This is a genomic window from Dietzia massiliensis, from assembly GCF_018390595.1.
Taxonomy (GTDB): domain Bacteria; phylum Actinomycetota; class Actinomycetes; order Mycobacteriales; family Mycobacteriaceae; genus Dietzia; species Dietzia massiliensis.
Genome location: NZ_JAHBAV010000009.1, coordinates 35474 through 59593, shown reverse-complemented (window position 1 = coordinate 59593; position 24120 = coordinate 35474). Strand labels below are relative to the sequence as shown.

27 protein-coding genes are annotated in these 24120 nt (G+C 72.5%); 9 read left to right on the top strand and 18 right to left on the bottom strand.

What is annotated here, in order from left to right; translation table 11 throughout:
• Positions 1-132: 132 nt before the first annotated feature.
• On the top strand, positions 133-543 hold the full coding sequence (locus KHA85_RS04150; RefSeq protein ID WP_007630267.1) for a hypothetical protein: 411 nt from the start codon (positions 133-135) through the stop codon (positions 541-543).
• A gap of 46 nt (positions 544-589) precedes the next feature.
• A complete protein-coding gene (locus KHA85_RS04145; RefSeq protein WP_007630265.1) occupies positions 590-1420 on the top strand; it encodes a DUF1206 domain-containing protein in 831 nt (276 codons plus the stop codon).
• A gap of 37 nt (positions 1421-1457) precedes the next feature.
• Here KHA85_RS04145 and KHA85_RS04140 read toward each other — a convergent pair whose 3' ends face one another.
• The 3 genes from KHA85_RS04140 to KHA85_RS04130 are packed head-to-tail and all read right to left on the bottom strand — an operon-like array spanning position 1458 to position 3298.
• Positions 1458-2015 (bottom strand): DUF732 domain-containing protein, encoded by a 558-nt coding sequence (locus KHA85_RS04140; protein WP_236885141.1) that lies wholly within the window; start codon positions 2013-2015, stop codon positions 1458-1460.
• A gap of 15 nt (positions 2016-2030) precedes the next feature.
• The gene (locus KHA85_RS04135; RefSeq protein ID WP_100086290.1) at positions 2031-2996 is read right to left on the bottom strand and encodes an endonuclease/exonuclease/phosphatase family protein; all 966 of its coding nucleotides are present in this window, start codon (positions 2994-2996) and stop codon (positions 2031-2033) included.
• Complete coding sequence (locus KHA85_RS04130; RefSeq protein WP_308936847.1) at positions 2993-3298, bottom strand: hypothetical protein; 306 nt, start codon at positions 3296-3298, stop codon at positions 2993-2995. The genes KHA85_RS04135 and KHA85_RS04130 overlap by 4 nt, the downstream gene beginning before the upstream one ends.
• On the opposite strand from KHA85_RS04130, the gene KHA85_RS04125 reads away from it, so the two are divergent.
• A complete protein-coding gene (locus KHA85_RS04125; RefSeq protein WP_438802041.1) occupies positions 3185-4294 on the top strand; it encodes an Rv3212 family protein in 1110 nt (369 codons plus the stop codon). The two genes, KHA85_RS04130 and KHA85_RS04125, sit on opposite strands and share 114 nt — an antisense overlap.
• A gap of 25 nt (positions 4295-4319) precedes the next feature.
• On the opposite strand, the gene KHA85_RS04120 is transcribed toward KHA85_RS04125, so the two are convergent.
• A complete protein-coding gene (locus KHA85_RS04120) occupies positions 4320-4742 on the bottom strand; it encodes a hypothetical protein (RefSeq protein WP_231889129.1) in 423 nt (140 codons plus the stop codon).
• Positions 4743-5135: 393 nt separating this feature from the next.
• Between KHA85_RS04120 and KHA85_RS04115 the strand changes: the two genes are divergently transcribed.
• Positions 5136-5384 (top strand): WhiB family transcriptional regulator, encoded by a 249-nt coding sequence (locus tag KHA85_RS04115; RefSeq protein ID WP_007630625.1) that lies wholly within the window; start codon positions 5136-5138, stop codon positions 5382-5384.
• Positions 5385-5462: 78 nt separating this feature from the next.
• Here KHA85_RS04115 and KHA85_RS04110 read toward each other — a convergent pair whose 3' ends face one another.
• Entirely contained in the window at positions 5463-5678 is a 216-nt protein-coding gene (locus KHA85_RS04110) for a biotin/lipoyl-binding carrier protein (RefSeq protein ID WP_061228033.1), read from the bottom strand.
• Positions 5679-5782: 104 nt separating this feature from the next.
• Between KHA85_RS04110 and KHA85_RS19430 the strand changes: the two genes are divergently transcribed.
• Complete coding sequence (locus tag KHA85_RS19430; protein ID WP_370650909.1) at positions 5783-5857, top strand: 50S ribosomal protein bL37; 75 nt, start codon at positions 5783-5785, stop codon at positions 5855-5857.
• A 97-nt stretch (positions 5858-5954) separates the two neighbouring features.
• On the opposite strand, the gene rsrA is transcribed toward KHA85_RS19430, so the two are convergent.
• Positions 5955-6281: a mycothiol system anti-sigma-R factor gene (gene rsrA / locus KHA85_RS04105; protein WP_007630620.1), complete on the bottom strand. Its 327-nt coding sequence runs from the start codon at positions 6279-6281 to the stop codon at positions 5955-5957.
• The gene (locus KHA85_RS04100; protein ID WP_007630618.1) at positions 6281-6958 is read right to left on the bottom strand and encodes a sigma-70 family RNA polymerase sigma factor; all 678 of its coding nucleotides are present in this window, start codon (positions 6956-6958) and stop codon (positions 6281-6283) included. The genes rsrA and KHA85_RS04100 overlap by 1 nt, the downstream gene beginning before the upstream one ends.
• 105 nt (positions 6959-7063) lie before the next feature.
• Between KHA85_RS04100 and KHA85_RS04095 the strand changes: the two genes are divergently transcribed.
• A complete protein-coding gene (locus KHA85_RS04095) occupies positions 7064-7618 on the top strand; it encodes an aminoacyl-tRNA deacylase (protein WP_213184878.1) in 555 nt (184 codons plus the stop codon).
• Here KHA85_RS04095 and KHA85_RS04090 read toward each other — a convergent pair.
• Positions 7615-8418: an SOS response-associated peptidase gene (locus KHA85_RS04090; protein ID WP_007630614.1), complete on the bottom strand. Its 804-nt coding sequence runs from the start codon at positions 8416-8418 to the stop codon at positions 7615-7617. The two genes, KHA85_RS04095 and KHA85_RS04090, sit on opposite strands and share 4 nt — an antisense overlap.
• A gap of 40 nt (positions 8419-8458) precedes the next feature.
• Between KHA85_RS04090 and aroA the strand changes: the two genes are divergently transcribed.
• Both aroA and rsgA read left to right on the top strand, forming a co-directional pair.
• Complete coding sequence (aroA, locus tag KHA85_RS04085; RefSeq protein ID WP_213184893.1) at positions 8459-9778, top strand: 3-phosphoshikimate 1-carboxyvinyltransferase; 1320 nt, start codon at positions 8459-8461, stop codon at positions 9776-9778.
• A gap of 9 nt (positions 9779-9787) precedes the next feature.
• A complete protein-coding gene (gene rsgA, locus KHA85_RS04080; protein ID WP_061915257.1) occupies positions 9788-10837 on the top strand; it encodes a ribosome small subunit-dependent GTPase A in 1050 nt (349 codons plus the stop codon).
• Positions 10838-10898: 61 nt separating this feature from the next.
• Here the strand turns inward: rsgA and KHA85_RS04075 are convergent, their stop codons facing one another.
• The 4 genes from KHA85_RS04075 to KHA85_RS04060 form a co-directional block, all read right to left on the bottom strand.
• The gene (locus tag KHA85_RS04075; protein WP_007630253.1) at positions 10899-12017 is read right to left on the bottom strand and encodes a ferredoxin reductase; all 1119 of its coding nucleotides are present in this window, start codon (positions 12015-12017) and stop codon (positions 10899-10901) included.
• A gap of 108 nt (positions 12018-12125) precedes the next feature.
• Positions 12126-12647: a DUF6912 family protein gene (locus tag KHA85_RS04070; protein ID WP_007630255.1), complete on the bottom strand. Its 522-nt coding sequence runs from the start codon at positions 12645-12647 to the stop codon at positions 12126-12128.
• 63 nt (positions 12648-12710) lie between these two features.
• Positions 12711-14108: a wax ester/triacylglycerol synthase family O-acyltransferase gene (locus KHA85_RS04065; protein ID WP_063974199.1), complete on the bottom strand. Its 1398-nt coding sequence runs from the start codon at positions 14106-14108 to the stop codon at positions 12711-12713.
• 4 nt (positions 14109-14112) lie between these two features.
• Complete coding sequence (locus tag KHA85_RS04060; RefSeq protein WP_061228039.1) at positions 14113-14523, bottom strand: HAD family hydrolase; 411 nt, start codon at positions 14521-14523, stop codon at positions 14113-14115.
• A 128-nt stretch (positions 14524-14651) separates the two neighbouring features.
• Here KHA85_RS04060 and KHA85_RS04055 point away from each other — a divergent pair, with 128 nt between their 5' ends.
• Positions 14652-15218: an Rv3235 family protein gene (locus KHA85_RS04055; RefSeq protein ID WP_231889128.1), complete on the top strand. Its 567-nt coding sequence runs from the start codon at positions 14652-14654 to the stop codon at positions 15216-15218.
• A 31-nt stretch (positions 15219-15249) separates the two neighbouring features.
• Here the strand turns inward: KHA85_RS04055 and secA are convergent, their stop codons facing one another.
• From secA to mtrA, 6 genes are all read right to left on the bottom strand, one after another.
• Positions 15250-18027, bottom strand: a complete 2778-nt coding sequence (gene secA, locus KHA85_RS04050; RefSeq protein ID WP_213184877.1) for a preprotein translocase subunit SecA — start codon at positions 18025-18027, stop codon at positions 15250-15252.
• Positions 18028-18192: 165 nt separating this feature from the next.
• Positions 18193-18894, bottom strand: a complete 702-nt coding sequence (gene hpf, locus KHA85_RS04045) for a ribosome hibernation-promoting factor, HPF/YfiA family (RefSeq protein WP_213184876.1) — start codon at positions 18892-18894, stop codon at positions 18193-18195.
• A gap of 238 nt (positions 18895-19132) precedes the next feature.
• On the bottom strand, positions 19133-19921 hold the full coding sequence (locus tag KHA85_RS04040) for a ComF family protein (protein WP_236885140.1): 789 nt from the start codon (positions 19919-19921) through the stop codon (positions 19133-19135).
• A gap of 4 nt (positions 19922-19925) precedes the next feature.
• Positions 19926-21662 (bottom strand): LpqB family beta-propeller domain-containing protein, encoded by a 1737-nt coding sequence (locus KHA85_RS04035; protein WP_063974197.1) that lies wholly within the window; start codon positions 21660-21662, stop codon positions 19926-19928.
• On the bottom strand, positions 21659-23386 hold the full coding sequence (mtrB, locus tag KHA85_RS04030; protein WP_213184875.1) for an MtrAB system histidine kinase MtrB: 1728 nt from the start codon (positions 23384-23386) through the stop codon (positions 21659-21661). Before mtrB ends, KHA85_RS04035 begins: the two co-directional genes overlap by 4 nt.
• Positions 23383-24063, bottom strand: coding sequence for an MtrAB system response regulator MtrA (gene mtrA / locus KHA85_RS04025; protein WP_063974228.1), 681 nt, complete (start codon positions 24061-24063; stop codon positions 23383-23385). Before mtrA ends, mtrB begins: the two co-directional genes overlap by 4 nt.
• Positions 24064-24120: the final 57 nt, after the last annotated feature.

Genomic DNA, 24120 nt, shown 5'->3' with positions numbered 1-24120 from the left:
TGATCCGGAGGGCGTAGCCCCGGAAACCCGAAACGCCCCGGCCCCACGGCCGGGGTGTTTACGGTTGTGCCAGGTAGCACTGGTCGCCTGGAGCACCACCGGGCGGTGGGCCGGGAAGGAGCCGGGATCACCATGGACACGGACGCTTTCGACTTCCGCAGCGCCTCTCCGCGGGCCAGGCCGCTCAAGGTGGTCGCCGCCGCCCTGGACCCCGAACACGATCCCGACGCCGACAGCGAAGGTCAGGGCTACCCGGTCCTGCTCAAGCTCTCTCGGGTGCTGGACCCCGAGGAGGCCCGCCTCATCCTCGAACGCAACCCCTTCCTCCACGCCACGGCCGGCTCCCGCAAACTCATCGCCATGGACACGTCCGTGGAGACCCTGCGGGAACAGAAGGACCGCCTCCAGTTACTGCTCGCCGAGGTCGAGGCGGACGCCCTGGCCGAGCAGGCGCGGCGGCGTATGGAGGAACACCGCGCGGCCGAGCTGCGCCTGGCCGAACTGCGGCGCCGCAACGAGGTGCTCGGCGAGATCGAGTGGTGACCCGGGACCGGATGGGAAGCGCCCGCCGGCGTGGGAGAATCCGGCCATGAGATCGCCGCTGCGTTCCCGCTCCGTCCCCGGCACCGCACGGTCCGCGTCCGACGCCGCCCGATCCGCCGTCGACCACCCGGCGCTCGAGTGGCTGGCCCGCGCGGGTTTCGTCATGAACGGCGTCGTCCACCTGCTCATCGGCTGGATCGCCGTGCGGATCGCGCTCGGCTCCGGCGGCGGCGAGGCCTCCAACTCCGGGGCGCTCGCCCAGATCGCCGCCGCGCCCGGCGGGCAGATACTGCTGTGGGCGGGCACCGTCGCGTTCCTCGCGCTGGGCCTGTGGCAGGTCGTCGAGGTCCTGCTGGGCTCCGAGGAGGCCTCCGACCGGCTCAAGGCCGGCGCGAAGGCCGTCGTCTACATAGCCCTGGGGTTGGCCACCGCGCGGTTCGCGTCGGGCGGCGGCGGGTCCGATTCGGAGAGCGCGTCCGACGCCACGGCGGGCCTGCTGGGCTCGGGCGCCGGGAAGGTGGTGCTGGTGGTCGTGGGGCTCGTCCTGCTCGGGGTGGGCGCCTACCACGTGTACAAGGGCGCGACCGCGAAGTTCGTCGAGGACCTCGAGCGCACCGGCCGCGGCGAGGTCGGCCGCGCGGTGGTCATCGCGGGGCGAGTCGGGTACGTGGCCAAGGGGGTGGCGCTGGCGATCCTCGGCGGTCTGGTGATCGCGGCCGTCGTCACCGCGGACCCCGAGAAGGCCGGCGGGCTGGACGCCGCGCTGCGCACGGTCGGCGAGCAGCCCTTCGGACAGGTGCTGCTCGTCCTCACCGGCGCGGGCATCGCCCTGTTCGGCGTCTACTCGATCGCGCGGGCCAGGTTCGCCCGCATGTGACCCCCGCGGGCGGCGCCCCGCCACCGGGCGGCCGGCCTCAGCCCAGCTTGGGGAAGTTCTGCGGACAGTAGGTCCCGACCGCGGCGCCGAGGAAGAAGCCCTGACCGTCCGGATCGAGCCCGGCGCGCTCGCCGAGCCAGCCGGACACCTCGTCCATCTGCTGACCCCCGTCGAAGCGGCCGCATGCCTCCGTGGCCGTGGCGACCGGGTCCACGCCCGCGGGCAGCGTCACCCCGCGACGCTCGAGCAGCGCCACGAAGTCGCCGGCGCCCGAGGCGGGCTGGGCCGGCGGGGCCGGCTCGGCGGACGGGTCCGCACCCGGCGCGGGCGCGGCCTCCGCGGGCGGCGGCAGCGGCTCCGGCTCGCCGGGCATCGGCTCGGGCTCCGGAGACTGCGGCGGGGGCGGCGGTACCGGCCCGGTCGGCTTCTCCGGCAATTCCTCGGCGAACGGGGTCGCCGTCGCCGACGTGGTCGGCTCCGGCGACACCTCCGGGGCCTCCCCCTCCACGGTCGCCCCGCCGCACCCCGCCAGGACGGCCGCCAACACCGCGCCGGTGGCGACGACGACTCCGGTCGCGCGCGAACGTGTACTCATGGTGCGCATGGTAGGTCACCCTCCCCGTGGGGCGGGCAGAAGCACCGTGGCGAGCACGCCCAGATGGTCGGTCCTGTCCACCTCGACGGTCTCGGTCTCCCCCACCGCGACCGCGCCCCTCGCCAGGACGTGGTCGATTCCGATGAGCGGCGGCAACCGCCGGCCCGCCGGCCAGGTGGGCACCCACCCGTCCCGGCCGCCGGAGACCGAGTCGGTGTACCCGAGCCCGCGCAGGTCGCGGAACCGCACGTGGTCCCAGGTGGCGTTGAAGTCCCCGCCCACGATCACCGGGGCCGGCCCCGGCAGGCTGCCCAGGTACCACCGCAGGCGGTCGGCCTCCTCGACCGCCAGCGCGGCGTCGAAGACGGGGGCCACCGGGTGCGCGGCCACCACCGTGACCGGCCCGCCGGGCCCGGCCATCTCCGTGCGCACCAGCCCCAGGCTGAAGCCGGGCACCCGCTCCGGCGCCGAGAGCGGGAACCGCGACCACACGGCGACCCCCTGCGTGGTGGGCGCGGTGGAGGCGGCCTCGTGCGGGAGCAGGCCGGTGAGACCGGCGGTGCGCAGCGCGTCCGCCGACTCCGGGGTCGTCTCGACCGTCAGGAGCAGGTCCACCCCTCCGGTGCGTACCGCCCGCACCACGTCGTGCGGGGCGGCCCGGCCGTACTCGAGGTTCTGCACCATCACCCGCACCCCGACGCCCTCGTCGTCGTCGACCTCAGGTGCCGGTCCCACCATCGGCGCGTACTGCACCGCGCCCACGCCGACCAGCGCGGCGGCCACGATCCCGAGCAGTACCGACCGGGCGCGCACCGCGGCGATGAGCGCGACCAGCGAGAACGCCCAGAACACCACGGCGAAGGACGCCAGGACCGGAACCACCGCGATCTCCGCGCGGGAGTGGTGCAACGCGACCCCCGCCGCGGCGACGAGCGCCGTGAGCACCGCGACGGCCCGGGCGACCGGGCGCCGACCGCTCAACGCAGGAACTTGCGCAGGTCTCCCAGCGCGGCGATGACCCGGTCCAGGTCGTCACCGTTGCGCACCATCGAGCGCACCGTCTCGGCCACCGACGCGACGGTCGGCGAGGACGGCGACGCGGAGGGCGGGTCCACCGGCTGCCCCACCAGGGCGCCTGAGGCCGCGCGAGCCGCGCCGGGGCGGCGACGATCCGGGCCGAGCTCCACCTCGAAGCGGTCGCCCTTGTCGTCGGAGCCGATGCAGCGGACCCGCTCGTCGGCCGGGACGCCGGCTCGGGCGAGCAGACGTGGTCCTATTCCCACGCCGGGCCGCTCTGCGCGGCGACGTTCTACGCCGACATCCTCGCCGCCGCCTTCGACGGCGCGGCCGGGTGCAGCGACGTCACCGCGCTCGACCCGACCACCCAGCAGTACAGCAGCACCCGCCAGAGCGCCTTCCCCGACACCATGCAGCTCACGTCCACCTGGCGGCACGCCCTCGCGTCCAGCCCCGAACGGCTCGAGATCTGGCGCGACGACCTCGTCCGCACCGTCGAGTACGGGGCCGTCGAGGCCCCCCAGGAGGCGGACATGCAGCCGCGCACCGGCTGCACCCTCGGGACCGCCGACCTCACCGACGAGCGCTTCGCCGTGGCCGAACGCTGCCCCGGCGACGACTCCGCCAGACTGACCCTGTCCGAGACGGTGCCGGAGGACAGCCGCAAGCCCGAGGAGATCGCCTCCGACACCACGGGCGCCGACGGGCTGTGGATCATCGACGTCAGCGACGACGGTGTCCTCGCCCTGACGGATCGGGGCGGCGCCTGGGCGGTCGAGTGGTTCCCCGCCCCCCGCGACTACGCCCCGGTCCTGCCGCTGCCCGCCGAGCCCGCCGTCAAGCCCGACCCGCGGACCGTGGCCGGCGACGACACGCAGGCGCGCTGGTTCGACGGCACCGCCACGCACGCCTTCTCCGCCGTCACCGGCGCGCACTCCTGGACGGCCCCGGCGACCACCGGGCCCGGCCTGACCGGGGGCTGGTCTCCCGACCCCGACGTCGCCACCTCCCGCGACTGGGTGCTGGTGCCCGTCGCAGGTGGCTTCCGCGTCCTCGAGCGCGACACGGGGGCCGGGAACCGACAGGTGCCCATCACGCCCGGTGAGGGCGCGGGCGAGGAGTCCTCCACCGGGGGCGGCCCCACTAGCGGGGGCGGGCCTTCTGTCGGCGGCGGGGAGGGCGTGACCGGCCTGTCCCAGATCGGCGACATCCTCTACGAGCGCCGGGACGGCGCGGTCCACGCCTACAAGATGCTGGCCTGACGCCGGGCGGGTCGCGCCGGGAGGGTCAGACGGCGTACCACTCGACAGCCTCGCGCCGGAAGAGCGACACCAGCGCCGTCGCGCACACCACCGCCAGGACGATGCCGGCGAGGTACTGACCCGACCCCACCCCGACGTACCAGGCGACGAACAGCAGCAGGAGCTCGGCGATCACGACGAGCCCGCGGCCCCATCGCCGGCCGCGGAGCAACCCGACCCCCGCGGCCAACAACCCGCCGCCGAGGATCGCGAACCACACCGCGGTCCCGTAGCCGCTGATGACGACGGTCTCCTCGCGGTGCCCGCCCAACGCCCGGACGAACAGCATCACGGCCACGCCGACACCGATCAGTCCCTGGGCCGATGAGATCCACCCGGCGAGGCGGACCGGCGCGGGGATCGCCGCGCGGGGATCGGCGGGAACACCACGGTCATCTGGTCGTCTCACGTTCACCTCCCCAGACTAAGCGCGCCTCGCCATGCCACCGAAACCACCAGTCGGACCGTGGTCCAGTTAGGCCATTACCGCCTCTGGTGTGCGGTTTTCCGACGATTTGACAAGCCGCGTGACGTTTACCACATAGACGCTCAAACGTATTGACTTGTCATGAAATCGTGGGACGATCATTTGTAACAGCGCAGACACACCGTGTTTGCCTCGCCTTAACCGGGAGCCCCTCCGACAGGAGCGAGCCCGCGGAAAGGGTACAGATCCCCCACCACCCGCCGGGTGCCATCGATCACGCACGTCCGCCAGTGAACTCTACATGTCCACGGGTCGGCGGCGGCTGTTCGTGCTGCCCGGCGCACCCGATCACGGTCTCACATCAAAGGAGTTCCCATGGACTGGCGCCACAAGGCCATCTGCCGCGACGAGGATCCCGAGCTGTTCTTCCCCGTCGGCAATTCCGGACCCGCCCTCGCGCAGATCGCCGAGGCGAAGATCGTCTGCAACCGCTGCCCCGTCACCGCCGAGTGCCTGTCCTGGGCCCTCGAGTCCGGCCAGGACGCCGGCGTCTGGGGCGGCATGAGCGAGGACGAGCGTCGCGCCCTCAAGCGTCGCCGCGCCCGCACCCGCACCGCCGTCTGACACGGACCACATACGCCGAAGGCCGGCCCCCTCCCCCACGGGAACGGGCCGGCCTTCGGCGTGAGGGCATCCGACCCGTCAGTCGATGACCGCGATGAGGTCACCGGCCTGGATGACGTCCCCCGGCTTCACCGCCACCTCGGTCACGGTGCCGGAGGTCTCACACAGCACCGGGATCTCCATCTTCATCGACTCGAGGAGCACGATCGTGTCGCCCTCGGCGACCTCGGTGCCGACCGCCGCGACGACCTCCATGACGTTCGCGACCATCTCGGCACGGACCTGTTCAGCCATACGGATTGTTCCTCTGCTTCCTCGAAGGCGGCCCCCGGACACCTCCAATGCAACCACACGGGCCCGCGCATGGAAGACTTGTACACCGACGAAAGGAGGCGACCATGGGCAAGCGTGGCCGCAAGAGGCGGGATCGCCGCAAGAAGAACGCCAACCACGGCAAGCGTCCGAACAGCTGAGTTCGGGAACGCACGAACGACGAAGGGGCGGGCACCGAACAGGTGCCCGCCCCTTCGTCCGTGTCCGGCGCGGCCGTGACGTCGACCGCCCGGCCGGTCAGGTGAGGTCGCGCCGCTCCACCGTCGTGCGCTGGTGCACGACGGTCGTGCCGTCGACGTCCGTCGTGGTCACCGTCGTACGCCGGATCTCCACCATGAGACGCTCTCGCAGGCCCGACGGCGCCTTCTCGCAACACGAGCTCGAGAGCTTGGCCTTGAGACGACGCTCCGACAGGAACATCTCCCGGCAGTCCGGGCAGCCGGCGAGATGATGCTCGAGGCGCGAACGGCAGGCGTCATCGCACTCGAGGTCCACGAGCAGTGAGAGGTCGCGCATCGCGTCGCGACAGTCGATCTCGTCGAGGCGCGGATCGTGCTCCTTCATCACTTCGCCCCCTCCTCACGGTCACGGCCGAAGCCGCGCTCGGCGGCCACGTCGCGCAGAAGCTCCCGCAACTGCTTGCGGCCGCGGTGCAGACGCGACATCACGGTCCCCAGGGGGGTGTCCATGATCTCGGCGATCTCCTTGTACGGCAGATCCTGCACGTCGGCGTAGTAGACGGCCATCCGGAACTCCTCGGGGAGCTCGGCCAGAGCCGCACGGATCTCGTCGTCCGGCAACAGCTCCATGGCCTCGACCTCGGCCGACCGCAGCCCCGTCGAGGTGTGCTCGGCCGCCGCGGCGAGCTGCCAGTCGGTGATCTCGTCGGTCGGGTACTGCGCGGGCTGCCGCTGCCGCTTGCGGTAGTGGTTGATGTAGGCGTTGGTGAGGATGCGGTGCATCCAGGCCCGGAAGTTCGTCCCCGGCTTGAACGAGTGGAAGCCGGCGAACGCCTTGGCGTAGGCCTCCTGCACCAGGTCCTCGGCATCGGCGGGATTCCTGGTCATCCGCAAGGCGGCGCCGTACAGCTGGTCGAGCAGTGGCATGGCCAGCTCCTCGAACTGCTCGGCGCGCTGGTCGGCCTCGTCGGGCTGCAACTCGGTCGGCAACCGGAACTCCTCACCTGTCGATGTCCCGGAGTCTAACCGCACATCCGGGGCGTCGAGGACCGCGGTCCGCATCGCACCCTCCTTCCCGTCCCCGGACCATCCCGGGGCACTCGCCCAGGAACAACGCGGACCGCCGCACCCGTATTCCAAAGCGTCAGGGCACTACGCTGGTCCACCGTGGGCAGGAAGAGCGGTCGCGGTGCCGCGGCGGGTGGACGCGGCGGTGCCGCGGCGACCCCCGCGATCGCCGCGCTGCGGGCCGCCGGGGTCGCCCACGAGGTCCACACCTACGACGCGAGCGGTGAGACCGCATACGGCGACGAGGCCGCCCGCGTGATGGGCGAGCGCCTGGGGGTGGACGCCGACCGGGTGTTCAAGACCCTCGTCCTGGCGACCGGGCGGCCGCCGGCGGGTTCCCGCCTCGCGCTGGCGGTGGCGGTGCTGCCGGTGACCTCCTCGCTCGACCTCAAGGCCGCGGCCGCCGCCCTCGGGTGCGGTAGAGCCACGCTCGCGCCGGTCGACGTCGCCGAGAAGACCACGGGCTACGTGGTGGGTGGCGTCTCCCCCGTCGGCCAGAAGCGCCCCCTGGCCACGGTGGTCGACGCCTCCGCGCTCGGTCACCGCACGGTCCTGTGCAGCGCCGGACGGCGCGGTTGGGAGATCGAACTCGACCCCGCGGAGCTGGTCCGGGTGACCGCCGCGGTGACCGCCCCGGTCACGACGTCCCGCTAGAACAGCATCCCCTCGGTGGGATCGACGGGCCTGACGAGCTCCGGCCCCTCGTTCCGGACGTTCGACACCGCCCGGGAGACCGGGCGGATCTCCACCGACTCGGCCCACTCCCCGAGATCCCCGCCCGCGCCGTCGACCAGCGCACGCGGGTCACCGATAACGGCGGGATCGAGCCAGTCCGCCACCAGGTCCGGGTGGACGGCCAGCGGCATCCGGTCGTGGACCCGCCGCAGCGGGCCCAGCGCCTCGGTGGTGAGGATCGTGCACGACAACTGGGTGACGGACGGGTCGACCGGGTCGCGCCGCGCCTCCCACAGCCCGGCCATCAGCAGACCGCGGTCGCCCGGCAGGCTCATGAAGTACGGCTGCTTGGGCCCCGCCTTGGCGCCCGGGGCGGCGGGTTCACCGGGTACCCACTCGTACCAGCCGTCCATCGGGACCACGCAGTGCCGGCGGGCGACGGCGGCGCGGAACGCCGGCTTGGACGCCGCGGTCTCCACGCGGGCGTTGAACAGCGTGGGCAGGCGCTGGGACTCCTTGGTCCACGACGGGACCAGCCCCCACCGCATGGCCCGCAGCACCCGCCGCGGGGCGGTGGGGCCGACGGCCTCGTCGAGGCTCTCGCGCGGCGCGTCCAGCGTGAGCACCGGGACGGTGGTGGTGGGCGCGATGTTGAACCGCGGCGTCGGCGGCGCGGTGTCCGGGTGGAGGCCGACGGGCGGCGCGGACGCCTCGTCCACCGCGTCCAGTTCCAGCGCGAGCTGCGCCGGGTCCGAAGAGAGCGAGAAGCGTCCACACATGCCGACATCCTCGCACCCGGATCCGCCGGGAGCGCCCGCGATGGGCGACAATGGCCGGGTGAGCCATTGGAGCGCCCCCGTCGCCGCAGCCCCCGTGGACGCCGACGTCATAGTCCCCGGGTCCAAGTCGCTGACCAACCGCGCCCTCCCCCTCGCCGCCCTGGCCGACGGCCCCTCCCGCCTGACCGGCACCCTGCGCAGCCGGGACACCGACCTCATGATCGGCGCCCTACTGTCCCTGGGCGCTCGCATCGAGGGCCCGTCGGGGGCCCTCGGGCCCGACGACACCGACCTGCTCATCACTCCGGGGCCGCTTCGCGGTGGCGACGTCCAGTGCGGGCTGGCCGGGACGGTCATGCGCTTCGTCCCGCCGATCGCCGCGCTCGCCACCGGCCCCTCGACCTTCGACGGCGACCCCGCCGCCCGGGTGCGCCCGCAGTCCACGGTGCTCGACGCGCTGCGGGCCCTCGGAGCCGAGATCGACGGCGAGCGCCTGCCCTTCACCGTCTCGGGCACGGGGTCCCTGCGCGGCGGCCGCGTCGAGATGGACGCCTCGGCCTCCTCGCAGTTCGTCTCCGGCCTACTGCTCTCGGCCGCCCGCTTCGACGAGGGCGTCGACCTCGTCCACGTGGGGGCCTCGCCCGTCCCGTCCGGACCGCACATCGAGATGACGCTGGCGATGCTCCGCGAGTCCGGCGTCACCGTCGAACAGCCGACCCCGTCGTCATGGCGGGTCGCCCCCGGCCCGATCGCGGCCGTCGACCGTGTCGTCGAGCCCGACCTGTCCAACGCCACCCCGTTCCTGGCCGCCGCGGCGGTCACCGGCGGAACCGTCCGCGTCCCGCACTGGCCCGCCACCACGACCCAGCCCGGCGACGCCATCCGCGACATCCTGCGGGCCATGGGCGCGTCCGTGACCCTCGAGATCGCCGACGGTGCGGACCACGGCACCCTCGTCGTCGTCGGCCCCTCCCGCCTCTCCCCCGTCGACCGGGACCTGTCCGCCGTCGGCGAGCTCACCCCCACCGTCGCCGCGCTGTGCGCCCTGGCCGACGGCCCGTCGCGCCTCACGGGGATCGCGCACCTGCGCGGCCACGAGACCGACCGCCTCGCCGCGCTGGCCGCCGAGCTGGGCGCCGTCGGTTGCGGCGTCACCGAGCTCGACGACGGCCTCGAGATCTCCCCCTCGCCCCTGCGCGGTGCCCCGTGGCGCGCCTACGCCGACCACCGCATGGCCACCGCCGGCGCCATCGTCGGACTGGTCGTGCCGGGTGTCGAGGTCGACGACATCGGGTGCACCTCCAAGACTCTGCCCGGCTTCACCACCCTGTGGGCCGACATGCTCGCCGGACGGGGCTGACGGACCGCCATGCCGAGCGGACGGGGCGCGGGCGGCGCACGCGGGTGGGACGAATCCGACGTCCGGATCAGGCCCGGCAAGGGGTCGCGCCCGCGCACCAAGCGCCGGCCCAGCCACGACGACGCGGCCGCCGCGATGGTCGTCGCCGTCGACCGCGGCCGGTGGGGGTGCGTGCTGCTCGACGACGGACCCGGGCACAGCGCCGGCACCCGCGTCGTCGCCATGCGGGCGCGCGAACTGGGCCGCACGCCCGTGGTGGTGGGTGACCGTGTGGGCGTGGTCGGTGACCTGTCCGGCGCGCGCGACACCCTCACCCGCATCGTGCGCGTCGAGGACCGCTCCACCGTGTTGCGTCGCACCGCCGACGACTCCGACCCCTACGAGCGCGTCGTTGTGGCCAACGCCGAACTGCTGCTCATCGTGGTCGCCGTGGCCGACCCGCCGCCCCGCGCCGGATTCGTCGCCCGCGCGCTCGTGGCCGCCTACACCGGCGGGCTGGAACCGGTCCTGTGCCTGACCAAGGGCGACCTCGACGACCCGTCCGCGTTCGCCGCCGAGTTCGCCGCCCTCGACGTGCCGGTCCTGCGGGTGGGGGTCGACGACGAGCTGGACGATCTCCACGCCGTGATCGACGGCCGGATCTCCGCGATGATCGGGCACTCCGGGGTCGGCAAATCGACGTTGGTCAACCGCCTGGTCCCCGACGCGGACAGGGCGACGGGCGTGGTCTCCGGCGTCGGGAAGGGCCGGCACACGTCCACCCAGTCGGTCGCGCTCGAACTGGCCGCCGGCGGCTGGGTGGTGGACACGCCCGGCATCCGCAGTTTCGGACTGGCACATGTCTCGCCCGACGACGTGGTGGCCGCGTTCTCCGACCTCGACGAGATCGCGGCGGACTGCCCACGCGGGTGCACCCACCAGGGACCGCCGGCCGACCCCGAGTGCGCGTTCGACGCCATCGACGATCCGGCCGTGCACCGACGGGCGATGGCCGTGCGCGAGCTGCTCGGGGCGCTGCAGTCCAACGACCCCTGGGCGCTGGGACTGGACCAGGACTGACGCGCCGCCACGGGCACGCGGGCGCCGGGCGGCGCGGGCCCGCGGCGGGCGCCGGGCGGCGTCAGAGCTTGAGCTCGACGTCCCCCAGCGCGACCGACACGCACGTCTGGATCCGCTCGCCCGGGCCGTGATCGGTGCCGTTGCGCAGGTCCCGCACGTGCCCCTCGTCCAGGCCCACGACGCAGGTCTGGCAGATGCCCATGCGACACCCGAACGGCATCTGCACGCCGACGCTCTCCCCGCCCTCGAGGATCGTCGTGGCCCCGTCGAGTTCGACGGTCTTGCCGGTGGAGCCGTACTTGACCGTCCCGCCCGAGGCGCCCGCGTTGCGGTCCACGGTGAACCTCTCGACGTGCAGGTCGTCGCGCCCCGAGGCCTCGAAGTGCTCGGTCAGTTCGTCGAGCATCGCCGACGGACCGCAGGCCCACGTGGGCCGCTCGGACCAGTCCGGCACCAGCGCCGCCATCTGCTCGGCGTTGATACGGCCCTCCTCGCTGGTCACCCGCAGGTGGAGGGTGTACCCGGGCTGGGTGCGCTCCAACGCGAGCAGCTCGTCGTGGAACAGCGCGTCCTCACGGTCGCGGATGGAGTGGACGTGGACCACGTCGGGGAACCGCTCGTCGGCCGAGCGCCGGTCCAGCGACCGCAGCATGCCCATCACGGGCGTGATGCCCGACCCGGCGGTGACGAACATCAGCTTGTCCGGAGTCGGGGAGGGCAGGTGGAAGTCACCGGCCGGGGCCTGCAACCGGACGATGGTGCCCGGCTCGACGGTGCCGACGATGTGATTGCTCAGCAGGCCCTCCGGCATCGCCTTGACGGTCACCGAGTACTCGCCACGACCGCTCGTGGGCGCCGAGGTCAGCGAGTACGACCGCCACGTCCAACGGCCGTTGAGCAGCACACCGATCCCCAGATACTGGCCCGGGCGGTACTCCGGGGTGGCGCCCCACCCCGGCTTGATGACGAGCGTCACCGCGTCGTCGGCCTCGCGACGCACGGAGACGATCTCGCCGCGCAGCTCCCGCGCGGACCACAGTGGGTAGATGAGCGACGAGTAGTCGTCCATGCGCAGTGGGTGCGTCAGACGGTTGAGGAACCGACGCGCGCCCCGGGGCTCGGGGACCCGCGCGGCCGCCGCCCGCATGATGCGACTGAGCCCGCTCTTCGACTCGGACATTGGTGCCTCCTCGCGTCCGGCCACCCGCGGCCCGGGGATCGGACCGACGCTGCCAGAAGATGAACCTACGGTAGCGTAGGTAAGCCGTCGACGCCCATACCGTCGCCCTCAGAGCAGGGTGAGCAGGAACGGCAGTTCCACGGCGTCGTACCACGCCAGATCCACGTCGAGGGCGTCCCCCACGGTGAGCTCCGCGTCCTCGTCCCCGAGATCGGCCCGATCGACCGCCTCGACGGCGTCTCGCACCAGGTCGACCGCTCCCGCGAGGTCCACGTGCACGGCCGCGATGTCGGCCATCGCGACCGTCCCACCGGTCAGGCGCACGACGGCGGTGTCGAGATCCGGGCGCGGCGTGACCTGCTCATCCGGCACGTCCGCGCTCACCACGACACGCCGGTACGGGTGGGCCTCGTGCGCCGTCCCCGAGTCGAGCTCGCCGCCGAGCAGGCGGAGGGAGGCGCGGGCGGCCTCGAGGAACGCCACGTGCTCGATCTCCTCCATGTCGCCCTCCGCGTACGACTCGATCAGGGCGGGGGTCGCCGCGAACGCGGTCCCGCTCCGCACGGGCATCTCGCCCGCATCCAGCAGGGTCTCGAGCATCGTCAGCGTGGCGGGGATGAACAGTCGCATCGGTGGGCCTTCCTGGGGCGGGTGACGGTTACTGGGGGGCGCCGGTGGATCGGCCGGTTCCGGTCAGCCAGCGGAACCGGCGAGCTCGTCCAGGGCCGACGCGATCAGCTCGCCGATCTCCTCGACGTCCGGGACGGCCTGGCGGTCGGAGGTGAAGCCGCAGTACACGGTGCCGGAGTAACTGCTCATGGACACGGCCAGCGCCTGGCCCTCGAGAAGCGCCGGGACGGGGTAGACCTCGACCAGCTCGCCGTCGCCCCAGAACACCTTGTGCTGCGGACCGGGGGCGTTGGTCACCACCAGGTCGTAGCTCTCCGACGGCAGCATGATCGCCGCCCGGGACGCCAGCGCGTGCAAGGTGGGCGGGGCGAACCCGGAGAGCCGGGCCAGGGACTTGGCGCCGACCGCCTCCCGCGGGTACCGCTGGGTCGCGGCCTCGCGGGCGATCTGCGCCAACCGCATCCGGGGATTCGGCTCCCCCACCGGCATACCGATGAGCGCCGAGGCGATCTCCGCGGACGTGACGTCACCCGGCGCCTCGGCGCCGTCGGCCTCGGCGGTCACGGCCATCGGGACGATCGCGCGCAGGCTGTCCGACGTCGACAGTGGATGACCGCAGGACAGGATCCACGACCGCAGCGCCCCGCACAGGACAGCGAGCACCACGTCGTTGACCTTGCAGGAGTGCGCCCGGGCGATCTCCCTCGCCTCGGACAACGGGAACGACGCGAGCCCGACCCTGCTGCCCCGGGGGCGCGCGGTGCGGAACATCTCCGACAGACCCCCGCCGGGACGCAACACGGAGAGCGTGGCAGCCCCCACGAGACCACGAGTCGCGCGCTCCAGCGCGTTCGCCAGGCGTCCCGAACGCCGGACCAACTCCAGGGGGTCGGTCGCGATGGTCATGAGCGCGTCCAGCACCAGCACCCCGTCTCCGGGTGACGGCACGGGCGTCCAGGTGGCGACCTCGTCGACATCCGCGGAGACGCGCTCGTCGGTCATGAGCACCTGCGCCAGATCGACGGCGTTGGGCCCGCCCAGCAGGACGTGGTGGGTCTTGGTGAGGATCGCCAACCGGCCGTCGGGCAGGCCCTCGATGAGGTACAGCTCCCACAGCGGACGATCCGCCTCGAGGGGCCTGTCGACCAATCTGGCCACCAGGTCGGCCAGCTGCCGCATCCCGCCCGGCGCCGGCAGCGCCGACCGGCGGACGTGGAAGCTCAGGTCGAAGTCGGGGTCGTCGACCCAGACCGCCCTGGCCAGGCCGAACGGGACCTGGCGGATCCGCTGCCGGTAGCGGGGCGCGTCGGCCAGCCGCGTGTCGACGAATTCCATGACACGGTCGATGTCCCACGGCTCGTCGCGGGCGACCAGGGCCAACGAACACGAGTGCCGGCTCCGGGAACGCGCGGGGTCCCCGAGGAGCAGGTCCGCGTCCGCGGTGGCCAGCCTGGTCGCCACGGCGTCAGACCGCCTCGTCCAACCCGAGCAGACCGCGGATCTCCACGGCCGCCCGATCGAACACCTGGTAGAACACGCCGATCATGCCGGTCTGCACCGCGCCGAGGATGTTCTCGATCGCGTCGTCGACCATCACGCACTCCCTCGGCTCGAGCTCGAGGCGGCGGGCGGCCTCGAGGAAGGCCTCCGGCTCGGGCTTCTCGACGCCGATCGCGCCGCTGAGCACCACGTGGTCGATCCCGTACTCACGGGCGTCCTCGCGGACGCGGTCGGCGCCCGACCCCTCGGGTTCGTTGCTCAGCACGGCGAGGCGCACATCGTTGGCCCTCGCACCGGTCAGGATCGACCGCCAGTTCTCACGGTCCTCGTCCGTGCCGTCCAGCACGCCGAAGTAGTCGACTATCAGTCCACGCATGGGGACAGCCTAGGCAACACCCGTCCGGTGTGCAGTAGGCGAGGTGGAACCACGGCCGCGATCCGCGGCGTCAAGAAGGTAGAGGACGCGAGACCACCGAGGGTCGAGCGCGAGAGGAGCCCAGCCAGATGACACCGACACCCGTATCCGCACCGACGTCCGGCCGGCCGCCGCCGGCCGCCGTGATCGCCGCCGGAGGCGCCGCGGAGACGCACACGCCGGACGGCCGGATCCGGCCCCTGCCGCCGACGGAACCCGAACCGGGTTCGCGGGGACGTGAGCGCGAGCGCGTCGTCCAACGCACCCCGGGACCCGCGCCCGCCCCGGACGAGGAGGTACCCGTGCCTGCACGACGGGCCGCCCACGCGCTCGTCGTCATGGCGCTGGAGGTCGTGGATCGTCGGCGCGCGCCGCAGAACACCCGTGGGGCGTTCCCGCCGCATCTCGTGGAGATGCTGCGCTCCCTCGCGCGCACCGGTGTACCCGGACAGCACCTGGGGCCCGCCAGACTCCACCGCCTCCACATCCATGCCGCCGGCGCCGTGGCGACGGACGCGGGGCCGGACGGGAACCCCGGGTCCCGGGACTACGAGGTCTGCGCCACGTACGCGCGCGGGCCGCGACTGTTCGCCGTCGCGGCCCGCATCCGGGTGACACCCACGGGGGCCGGCTGCACGGCCCTGCGGTTGGTGTGAGCGCCCCGGCGCGGTGGCCGGGCGGGACCGATCAGTCCCGGCGACCGCGCGAGGCGGTCCGGGCGGCCCGCTCCCGGCGCTCGGCCCGCTGCTGACGCTCCTGCGAGCGGCGCTCGGCCCGGTTGGCGCTGGCGCCCTCGTCGACCAACTGGGCGTCGCCGCTCTCCGACGGGCCGGAGAACTGCATCTGCTCCTCGCTCACGTCCCGGCCGGTGCCGGCCGCCTGGAAGATGGGATTGCCACCCGCCAGCGCCGCGGCCTGCGCGGCCGACGGGCCGGCCATCGCCGCCTGCTGCTGGTTGGCCTGGACCTTGACGTTGAACAGGAACGCCACGGTCTCCTCGCGCACGCCGTCCATCATCGCCGAGAACATGTCGTAGCCCTCGCGCTGGTACTCGACCAACGGGTCGCGCTGGGCCATCGCCCGCAGACCGATGCCCTCCTTGAGGTAGTCCATCTCGTAGAGGTGCTCGCGCCACTTGCGGTCGAGGACCTGCAACATGACCGACCGCTCGAGCTGGCGCATCGCGCCCTCGCCGCCGATCCCCTCGATCTCGGCCTCGCGCTCGTCGTACCGGGCGAAGACGTCGTCGAGGACGGCGTCCTTGAGGTTTTTGGCGGACAGATCGCCGGGAGAGCCGTACTCGTCCCCGTCGATGATCTCCTGCGCGGTGATCGACACGGGGTACAGCTGCCGCAGCGCGTCCCACAGCTTCTCCAGGTCCCAGTCCTCGACGTACCCCTCGGCGGTGGCGCCGTCGACGTAGGCGCTGACCACCTGGTAGATCATCGACTCGACCTGGTCGGTGATGTCCTCGCCCTCGAGGATGCGCTTGCGCTCGCGGTAGATGACCGTGCGCTGCTGGTTCATCACCTCGTCGTACTTGAGCACGTCCTTGCGGATCTCGAAGTTCTGCGACTCGACCTGCGTCTGGGCGTTCTTCACGGCGCGCGAGACCATGCCGGCCTCGATGGGCACGTCGTCGGGCAGGCTCAGCCTGTTCATGATCGCCTCGACGGCGGCGCCGTTGAAGCGCCTCATGAGCTCGTCACCCAGCGACAGGTAGAAGCGGGACTCCCCCGGGTCGCCCTGGCGGCCGGAACGACCGCGCAGCTGGTTGTCGATGCGGCGCGAGTCGTGGCGCTCGGTGCCCAGGACGTAGAGGCCACCGGCCTCGCGGACCCGCTCGCCCTCCTCCTTGGTGAGCTTGCGCATCCGCTCGATCTCGGCGTCCCACGCGGCCTCGTACTCCTCCGGGGTGGTCACCGGGTCGAGACCGCGCTCGCGGAGGTTGAGGTCTGCGATGATGTCGGGGTTACCGCCCAGCACGATGTCGGTACCGCGGCCGGCCATGTTGGTGGCGACCGTGACCGCGCCGGGCCGGCCGGCCTGGGCGATGATCTGGGCCTCCTGGGCGTGGAACTTCGCGTTGAGCACGTGGTGCTTGATGCCCTTACGGGTGAGCAGCCGGGACAGGTGCTCACTGCGCTCGACGGAAGCGGTGCCCACGAGCACCGGCTGCTTCTTCTCGACCCGCTCGGCGATGTCCTCCACCACGGCGGCGAACTTGGCCTCCTCGGTCTTGTAGATGAGGTCGGGCTGGTCCGCGCGGGCCATGGGGCGGTTGGTCGGGATGGGCATGACCTCGAGCTTGTAGATCTGGTACAGCTCGGCCGCCTCGGTCTCGGCGGTGCCGGTCATGCCGGCCAGCTTCTCGTAGAGCCGGAAGTAGTTCTGGAGCGTGATGGTGGCCAGGGTCTGGTTCTCGGCCTTGATCTCCACGCGCTCCTTGGCCTCGATGGCCTGGTGCATGCCCTCGTTGTAGCGGCGGCCGTCGAGGACTCGCCCGGTGAACTCGTCGACGATGATGACGTCGCCGTCGCGGACGATGTAGTCCTTGTCCTTGATGAACAGCTCCTTGGCTTTGATGGAGTTGTTCAGGTAGCTGACCAGCGGCGAGTTGGCGGCCTCGTAGAGGTTGTCGATGCCCAGCTGGTCCTCGACGAATTCCACGCCCTGCTCGGTGACGCCGATGGTCCGCTTCTTGCGGTCCACCTCGTAGTGGGTGCCCTCCTCCAACAGCGGGGCGATGCGCGCGAACTCGGCGTACCACTTGCTGGAACCGTCGGCGGGGCCGGAGATGATGAGCGGGGTCCGCGCCTCGTCGATGAGGATGGAGTCGACCTCGTCGACGATCGCGTAGTTGTGTCCGCGCTGGACGAGCTGGGCGGTGTCGTGCGCCATGTTGTCACGCAGGTAGTCGAACCCGAACTCGTTGTTCGTGCCGTAGGTGATGTCGGCGTGGTAGGCCTCGCGCCGCTGGTCGGGCGTCATGCCGCTGAGGATGGCGCCCACGGACAGGCCCAGGAAGCGGTGGACGCGGCCCATCCACTCGGCGTCGCGCTTCGCGAGGTAGTCGTTGACCGTCACCACGTGCACACCGTTGTCGGACAGGGCGTTGAGGTAAGCGGGCAGCACACAGGTCAGGGTCTTGCCCTCGCCGGTCTTCATCTCGGCGACGGACCCGGTGTGCAGCACGATGGCGCCGATGATCTGCACCTTGTACGGCTTCTGCCCGAGGACGCGGTACGCGGCCTCGCGCGCCACGGCGAACGCCTCGGGCAGCAGGTCGTCCAGCGTCTCCCCCTCGGCCACCCGACGCTTGAACTCCCCGGTCTTCGCCCGGAGCTCGTCGTCGGTCAACTTCTCCGTGTCGGCGGAGAGCGAGTCCACGTAGTCGGCGAGAGCGGTGTACTTCTTGAGCTTTCGCCCCTCGCCGGCCCGGAGCAGCTTGGAAAGAATGGACACAGTCTCGAACGTCCTCGTGGTCGGGGAAGTGGTCGTGGTATCGGCGACCTGCGTGGTGGCACGCGGGCCCGGGTTCATCCTAGGTGCTTCGGGCCGTCCTGACACGCCGAGGGCGGTCCGGTCGAGTGGGACCGGACCGCCCTCGGCGGGTGCGGGTGGAGGCCGTCAGCCCTCGTCGCTCAGGGTGATGAGCCCGTAGTCGAACGCGTGCCGGCGGTAGACGACGGTGGCGCGTCCGGTCTCCGCGTCGCGGAACAGGTAGAAGTCGTGACCCACGAGTTCCATCTTCTCGAGCGCCTCGTCGACCGACATCGGCGTGCCGTCGTGCTCCTTGCGACGCACGATCTGCCCGGGCATCGAGGCGTCGACCCCGTCGTCGTATTCCACGCCGTCGAGCTGCTGGTCAAGCGCGTCGACCGGGGCGGCGTCGGCGGCGAGCTCGGCGGTCGCCTCGGCGACCGACTGCGGGCGCCGGTGCCCGGAGTGGCTGATCTTGCGACGGGTGCGGGCCTTGCGCATCTGCCGCTCGAGCTTGGCCACGGCCGACTCGAGAGCCGCGTAGAAGGTGTCCTCGGCCGCCTCGGCCCGGGCCACTCCCGGCTTGCCCTTGACGGTGATCTCCACGCGCTGGCTCACCTTGGCCAGCCTCGGGTTGTTCTCGTGCAACAGGATCACGTCGAACCGCTGGATCAACGGCGCCATCTTCTCGACCTTCGCCAGCTTGGAGTTGATCCGGCTCGCGAAATGGTCGGGGACCTCGACGTTCCGGCCGCGGATGGTGACCTGGGCTTCGGGGGTGCCGGGATCGTCGGTCTCGGGACCGTCGAAGGTGGCGGGGTCGAGCAGGACTGCGGGGGTCTTCGCCATCGAAGCTCCTCCTCATCGGGCCTGCGGCGGACCGCTGCGACCGGTCCGGTAACCGCCCGGAATCCCGGCCGAAGGGTCCACCCACATGGCTGAGTGGACACTCTGCGGACACGGCCCACCGGAGCCGACAGGCGGCGAATGTGCTGGTGAACCCGTCCGAAGCCCACCCTACCCGCTCCCGCTGACGCCGCACCCGAGACGGCGAAGCTCACCTCGGTCCGCACGCGACGGCGCTCGTTCAGGCGGCGGTGACGGCCAGGACAGCGGTCACAGGCAGGCCTCCCGCCGCGAGGACCGCCACGCACTCGGCGGCCGTGGCGCCGGTGGTCACCACGTCGTCGACGAACAGGACCGTGGCCGGGGTCGCCAGCAGGGCGGCCACCGTGTCCGGCGCCCCGGTGGAGGCGCGCAGCACCGTCCCGGCGGGGCGTCGGCGGATGCGCCCGGAGAGGTTGTCCGCGCGGGCCCGCGCACCGAGGCCGGAGGCGTCACGCACTCGTCCGCGGACCTCGAGCAGCGGCGCCACGACCACCGGGCCGGTCGGTAGCGAGCCGGCGAGGTCGGCGGCCAGGACGTCCACGATGTCACGGACGTGGTCGAACCCGCGCCGTCGGCGGGCCCGCGCCGACGCCGGGGCCGGCACGAGGACGGTGGGACGCTCCCCCGCCTCGGCGATCTCCCCCGCCTCGCGCAGGCGGTCGATCGCCGCGGCGAGGGCGGTGCCGAACGGGCGCGCGAGGTCGGATCTGCCGCGGTCCTTGTAGGCGGACACGGCGCGTGCGGGCGGGCCGGCGTGCCGGGCCAGCGCCCAGGCGGGGACGCGGAGGTCGGCGCGGGTCCGTACGACGAGCGGTGGGCCGGCCAGGGTCGCGGCGCACCCGGGGCACCACCGGTGGCGGGCGCGTCCGCAGCCGGCGCACTCGAGCGGCACGACGAGGTCGGCCAGGGCGGCGGCCCAGGTGTCGGTGCCGCGCCGGCGAGGCGTGGCGCGTCCGGAGGGCGGCGCGCCCTCGTCCCCGGCGGTCATCGGGTCAGCCCGCGACCACCGGGTCGGCGCGGATCGCGGCCAGTCCGGGGATCTCCCGCCAGTACCTGTCCCCGGTCTGGGCGCCGGTGTCGAGGCGCAGCAGGGAGCGCCGGTCCACCACGTAGATCTCGCGTCCGGCCGCGGCCACGGCGGTCACCGGTCCGGAGATGTTGCGCTGGGACAGCGGCTCCGCGATGGCCCCGTCGACGGAGACGGTCGCGACGGGCGCCTCGGTGGTGTCGCGCGCCACGACGATCGTCGAGCGGTCACGCCACGCCACGGACGTGGCGGTCTCCCCGAGTGCGCGGCCGACCTGCCGGAAGGTGCCGGCGAGCGGCTGCCCCGTCTCGGCGGACAGTGAGCCGATGAACACCTTGCCGTCGGCGACCACGGCCATCTGGGTGCCGGACTGGTCGATGCGCAGGGCGGTGACCCGGCCGCCGAGGGACCGGATCGGGCCGGCCTCCATCTCCCGGACGTCGGGGCCGCCGCGCCCCATCCCGATGCGGACGAGGCGCGTGTCGTCGACCATCACCCACGCCCGGCCGTCGACCGGGTGGAACGTGGGTCCGGCGACGCTCCGCGCGGTGAGGACCTCGGTGGGCTCGCCGTCGATCGGTCCCACGAGGAGCCGGCTGGTCCCCGCCGCCTCGTCGCCGACCACCATCGCGAGGACGCGCCCGTCGTAGGACACCGCGGCGCTGCTGCCCCCGCGGACCTCGGACCACGGCCCGCCGGCCGGGCGGGCGCCGCCCGGTTCGAGCCGGACCAGGCCGTCCGCTGCGGTGAGGGCGTAGCGCATGGGCTCGGCCGGCGGGTAGGGGTCGAAGTCGCGGACGTCCTCGGTGGTCCATCCGTTCGCGTACCGCTCGTCGAGTGGCGCGCCGTCGCGTTCGAGTCGGTACGGCCCGGGGACGTCGGCGCGCGCGAGGGTCCACACGACCTGCGCGGCGAACTGGGTGGTGGCCTGGCTGCTGAGCACCGGCAGTCCGGCGAAGTCGATGGTGGTGCCGGGGACGTCGGCGTTGTCACCCTCGCCCGGGCGGACGGACACGGAGGCGGGGACGCGGGACAGGACGGAGTCGGTGAGGCCGGGGCGCGGCCCGGTGGCGAGGAGGTTGACGAGGGAGTACTCGAGGTCGGTGCGGTCGGCGGCCGTCCACCGGGGGTCCGGGACGAGGGCGTCGCCGGAGCCGGAGAGGAAGAACAGGTCGCGCTGGGCGTAGGTGGAGAAGAACTCGGCCTTCTCGATCACCACGCCCGGGGGGAGTTCGTCGATCCGCCACTGTCCGTCGGTGCGGGTGAGCCCGATGGTGACCTCGAGCTGGCCGACGTCCTCGCGGAAGATGCCGCCGGGGTCGAGGGAGCCGACCTTCTCCGCGCGCAGCGTGTACTCGGCGCGGTCGGCCGAGCGGCCGCCCTCGGCGCTGAGGTCGGCGCGCAGGACGATGATCGTCTCGGCCAGGTCGTCCCAGGTCTCCGCGGCCTCGGGGGTGAGGAACTGGCGCGCTGCGGCGTGTCGCTGGTCGGCGATGGCCGCCGCCTTGAGGAAGTCCCGGACCAGGAGGTCCGGTTCCTGGTCGGGCACCGGTGTGGGGACCGCCGGCTCGTCGCCCTCCGGCGCGAACGTGTCGATGACCTGGGGCGACGACGACGAGGGCAGCGTGGCGCAACCGGTGGCGGCCAGCCCGGTGGCGCAGGCCAGCGTCACGGCGACCGTCAGGAGCCGGGGCCGGGTCACGGTGTGTCCTCCCCCGTTCCGGGGACCCGCTCGAGTGGGGTCGGCGAGCCGGTGGTCACGAGGCGCGCCTCGTCCTCGGGGGTGAGGGGCAGCGGGCTCGAGGTGAGCGTGCCGCCGCGGCAGCGCGGGATGGTGAGCCGGAAGCACGATCCCTCACCCGGGCTCCCCCAGCAGTCCAGGCGGCCGCCGTGCAGTTTGGCGTCCTCGAGGGCGATCGCCAGTCCGAGGCCGGTGCCGCCGGAGCGGCGCACCCGGGAGGGGTCGGCGCGCCAGAACCGGTTGAACACGCGTGTCTCCTCGCCTGGTTTGAGCCCGACGCCGTGGTCGCGGACGGAGACGGCGAGGGCGGCGTCGGAGCCGCGGAGAGTGACGCGCACCGGCTTGGACTCGCAGTGGTCCAGCGCGTTGGCCACGAGGTTGCGCAGGATCCGCTCGACGCGCCTGGAGTCGACCTCGGCCATGACCGGTTCGTCGGGCATGTCGACCTCGACCTCGACGCCGGCGGCCTCGGCGATGTGGGCGACGGTGCCCACGGCGTCGCGGACGGCGTTGCGCACATCCATCTCGGCCGTCGACAGCTCGGCCATGCCGGCGTCGTGGCGCGAGACCTCGAGCAGGTCGGTGAGCAGGCTCTCGAAGCGGTCGAGTTCGGACTCGAGCAGCTCCACGGCGCGCTTGGTGGGGGCGTCGAGGTCCTCGGCCGAGTCCGAGATGATGTCGGCGGCCATCCGCACCGTGGTGAGCGGGGTGCGCAGTTCGTGCGAGACGTCGGAGGTGAACCGCTTCTGGAGATCGCCGAACTCCTCGAGCTGGGTGATCTGGTCGGACAGGCTCTGGGCCATGTCGTTGAAGGCCATCGCCAGCCGGGCCACGTCGTCCTCGCCGCGGATGACCATGCGTTCCTTGAGGTGGCCGTTGGCGAAGCGCTGGGCGATCGAGGCCGCCTGCCGGACGGGCAGCACCACCTGCCGGGCGACGATCCACGCGATCGCCGCGGACAGCACGATGATCGCCAGGCCGGCGGTGGCGACGATCCCCCGCATGATGCCGAGGGTCTGTTCCTCGGCGATGAGCGGGTACACGAGGTAGAGCTCGAGCCCGGGGATGGACGAGTCGGTCGGGGTGCCCAGCATGAGCGCCTTGGCCTGCTCGCCGCGGAAGTCGACGGTGACGTACTGGTAGGCGATGCGGCCCCGCTGGACGAGGGACTGCAGTTCGGGCGGCACCTCCGCCTCGGCGGGACTGACCACCTGACCGCGGCCGGTCTGGTCGGGGACGACGAGGATGGGGTCGAACGTCCCGGCGTGGACGGAATCTCCACCGGAGGCGACGCCGCGGTCACTGATGGCGCTGCGCGCCTGGTCGAGCCGCGACTGTTCGCTGGTGCCCTCGTCGGTCGCGGCGATCTGCGCCTCGACCGTGAGGCGGAGTCGGCCGGCCTGCTCCATGGCGGCGTCGAGTTTGGTCGACAGCAGCTGGGCGGCCATCTGGCTCTGCAGCATGAACGCGATGGTGAGGATCACGCCCATCGACAGTGCGAGGGTCGACGTGACGACCCGTAGCTGCAGGGAGCGTCGCCACATGCGCGCGATCCGAATGCCCAACGCGGCGGGGTCCAGAGAGGACAGCCGTTCGCGCAGGGTCGGGTTCGCGTCGCCGGCGTCCCGGGTGTCGCGCTCGTCCCCGGTGGACGCCGCCGCGTCGTCGGGACGAGCGGTCGTCACGAGACCGGGCCCGCCTTGTAGCCGACGCCACGGACGGTGAGGACGACCTCGGGGTTCTCCGGGTCCTTCTCGATCTTCGCGCGCAGGCGCTGGACGTGGACGTTGACCAGGCGGGTGTCGGCCGAGTGGCGGTAGCCCCACACGTGCTCGAGGAGGACCTCACGGGTGAACACCTGACGGGGCTTGCGGGCCAGCTCCACGAGGAGATCGAACTCGAGCGGGGTCAGCGGGATCGGCGTGCCGTCGCGGGTGACCGTGTGCGCGGGCACGTCGATGGTGACGTCGCCGATGTGCAGGATCTCGCTCGGCTCGTCCTCGCCCCGGCGCAGGCGCGCGCGGATGCGGGCGACGAGCTCCTTGGGCTTGAACGGCTTCATGATGTAGTCGTCCGCACCGGACTCGAGGCCCAGGACCACGTCGACGGTGTCGGTCTTGGCGGTGAGCATGACGATCGGCACCCGCGACTCGGCGCGGATCTCCCGACATACGTCGATCCCGCTCTTGCCGGGCAGCATGAGATCCAGCAGGACCAGGTCGGGCTGGACGGCCCGGAACGTCTCGATGGCCTGTACACCGTCGCCGACGATCTCGGTCTCGAACCCCTCGCCCCGCAGGACGATGGTGAGCATCTCTGCCAGCGCGGCGTCGTCGTCGACGACGAGGATCTTGGGGGTCATGGTCACCACTTGTGTCGGCGTGTCAGGTCGGCATCGTCAGTCGCACGACCGCCGGTA

Coding starts and splice junctions, on each gene's coding strand:
- KHA85_RS04115 (WP_007630625.1), top strand. CDS start 5,136: ATGGACTGGCGCCACAAGGCCATCTGCCGCGACGAGGATCCCGAGCTG.
- KHA85_RS04075 (WP_007630253.1), bottom strand. CDS start 12,017: ATGTCCGAGTCGAAGAGCGGGCTCAGTCGCATCATGCGGGCGGCGGCC.
- hpf (WP_213184876.1), bottom strand. CDS start 18,894: ATGGCGAAGACCCCCGCAGTCCTGCTCGACCCCGCCACCTTCGACGGT.
- rsgA (WP_061915257.1), top strand. CDS start 9,788: ATGCCGAGCGGACGGGGCGCGGGCGGCGCACGCGGGTGGGACGAATCC.
- KHA85_RS04090 (WP_007630614.1), bottom strand. CDS start 8,418: ATGTGTGGACGCTTCTCGCTCTCTTCGGACCCGGCGCAGCTCGCGCTG.
- KHA85_RS04070 (WP_007630255.1), bottom strand. CDS start 12,647: ATGCGACTGTTCATCCCCGCCACGCTGACGATGCTCGAGACCCTGCTG.
- KHA85_RS04060 (WP_061228039.1), bottom strand. CDS start 14,523: ATGCGTGGACTGATAGTCGACTACTTCGGCGTGCTGGACGGCACGGAC.
- KHA85_RS04100 (WP_007630618.1), bottom strand. CDS start 6,958: ATGCGGACCGCGGTCCTCGACGCCCCGGATGTGCGGTTAGACTCCGGG.
- mtrA (WP_063974228.1), bottom strand. CDS start 24,063: ATGACCCCCAAGATCCTCGTCGTCGACGACGACGCCGCGCTGGCAGAG.
- KHA85_RS04040 (WP_236885140.1), bottom strand. CDS start 19,921: ATGACCGCCGGGGACGAGGGCGCGCCGCCCTCCGGACGCGCCACGCCT.
- KHA85_RS04110 (WP_061228033.1), bottom strand. CDS start 5,678: ATGGCTGAACAGGTCCGTGCCGAGATGGTCGCGAACGTCATGGAGGTC.
- KHA85_RS04140 (WP_236885141.1), bottom strand. CDS start 2,015: ATGAGTACACGTTCGCGCGCGACCGGAGTCGTCGTCGCCACCGGCGCG.
- aroA (WP_213184893.1), top strand. CDS start 8,459: ATGGGCGACAATGGCCGGGTGAGCCATTGGAGCGCCCCCGTCGCCGCA.
- KHA85_RS04150 (WP_007630267.1), top strand. CDS start 133: ATGGACACGGACGCTTTCGACTTCCGCAGCGCCTCTCCGCGGGCCAGG.
- KHA85_RS04145 (WP_007630265.1), top strand. CDS start 590: ATGAGATCGCCGCTGCGTTCCCGCTCCGTCCCCGGCACCGCACGGTCC.
- KHA85_RS04055 (WP_231889128.1), top strand. CDS start 14,652: ATGACACCGACACCCGTATCCGCACCGACGTCCGGCCGGCCGCCGCCG.
- rsrA (WP_007630620.1), bottom strand. CDS start 6,281: ATGAAGGAGCACGATCCGCGCCTCGACGAGATCGACTGTCGCGACGCG.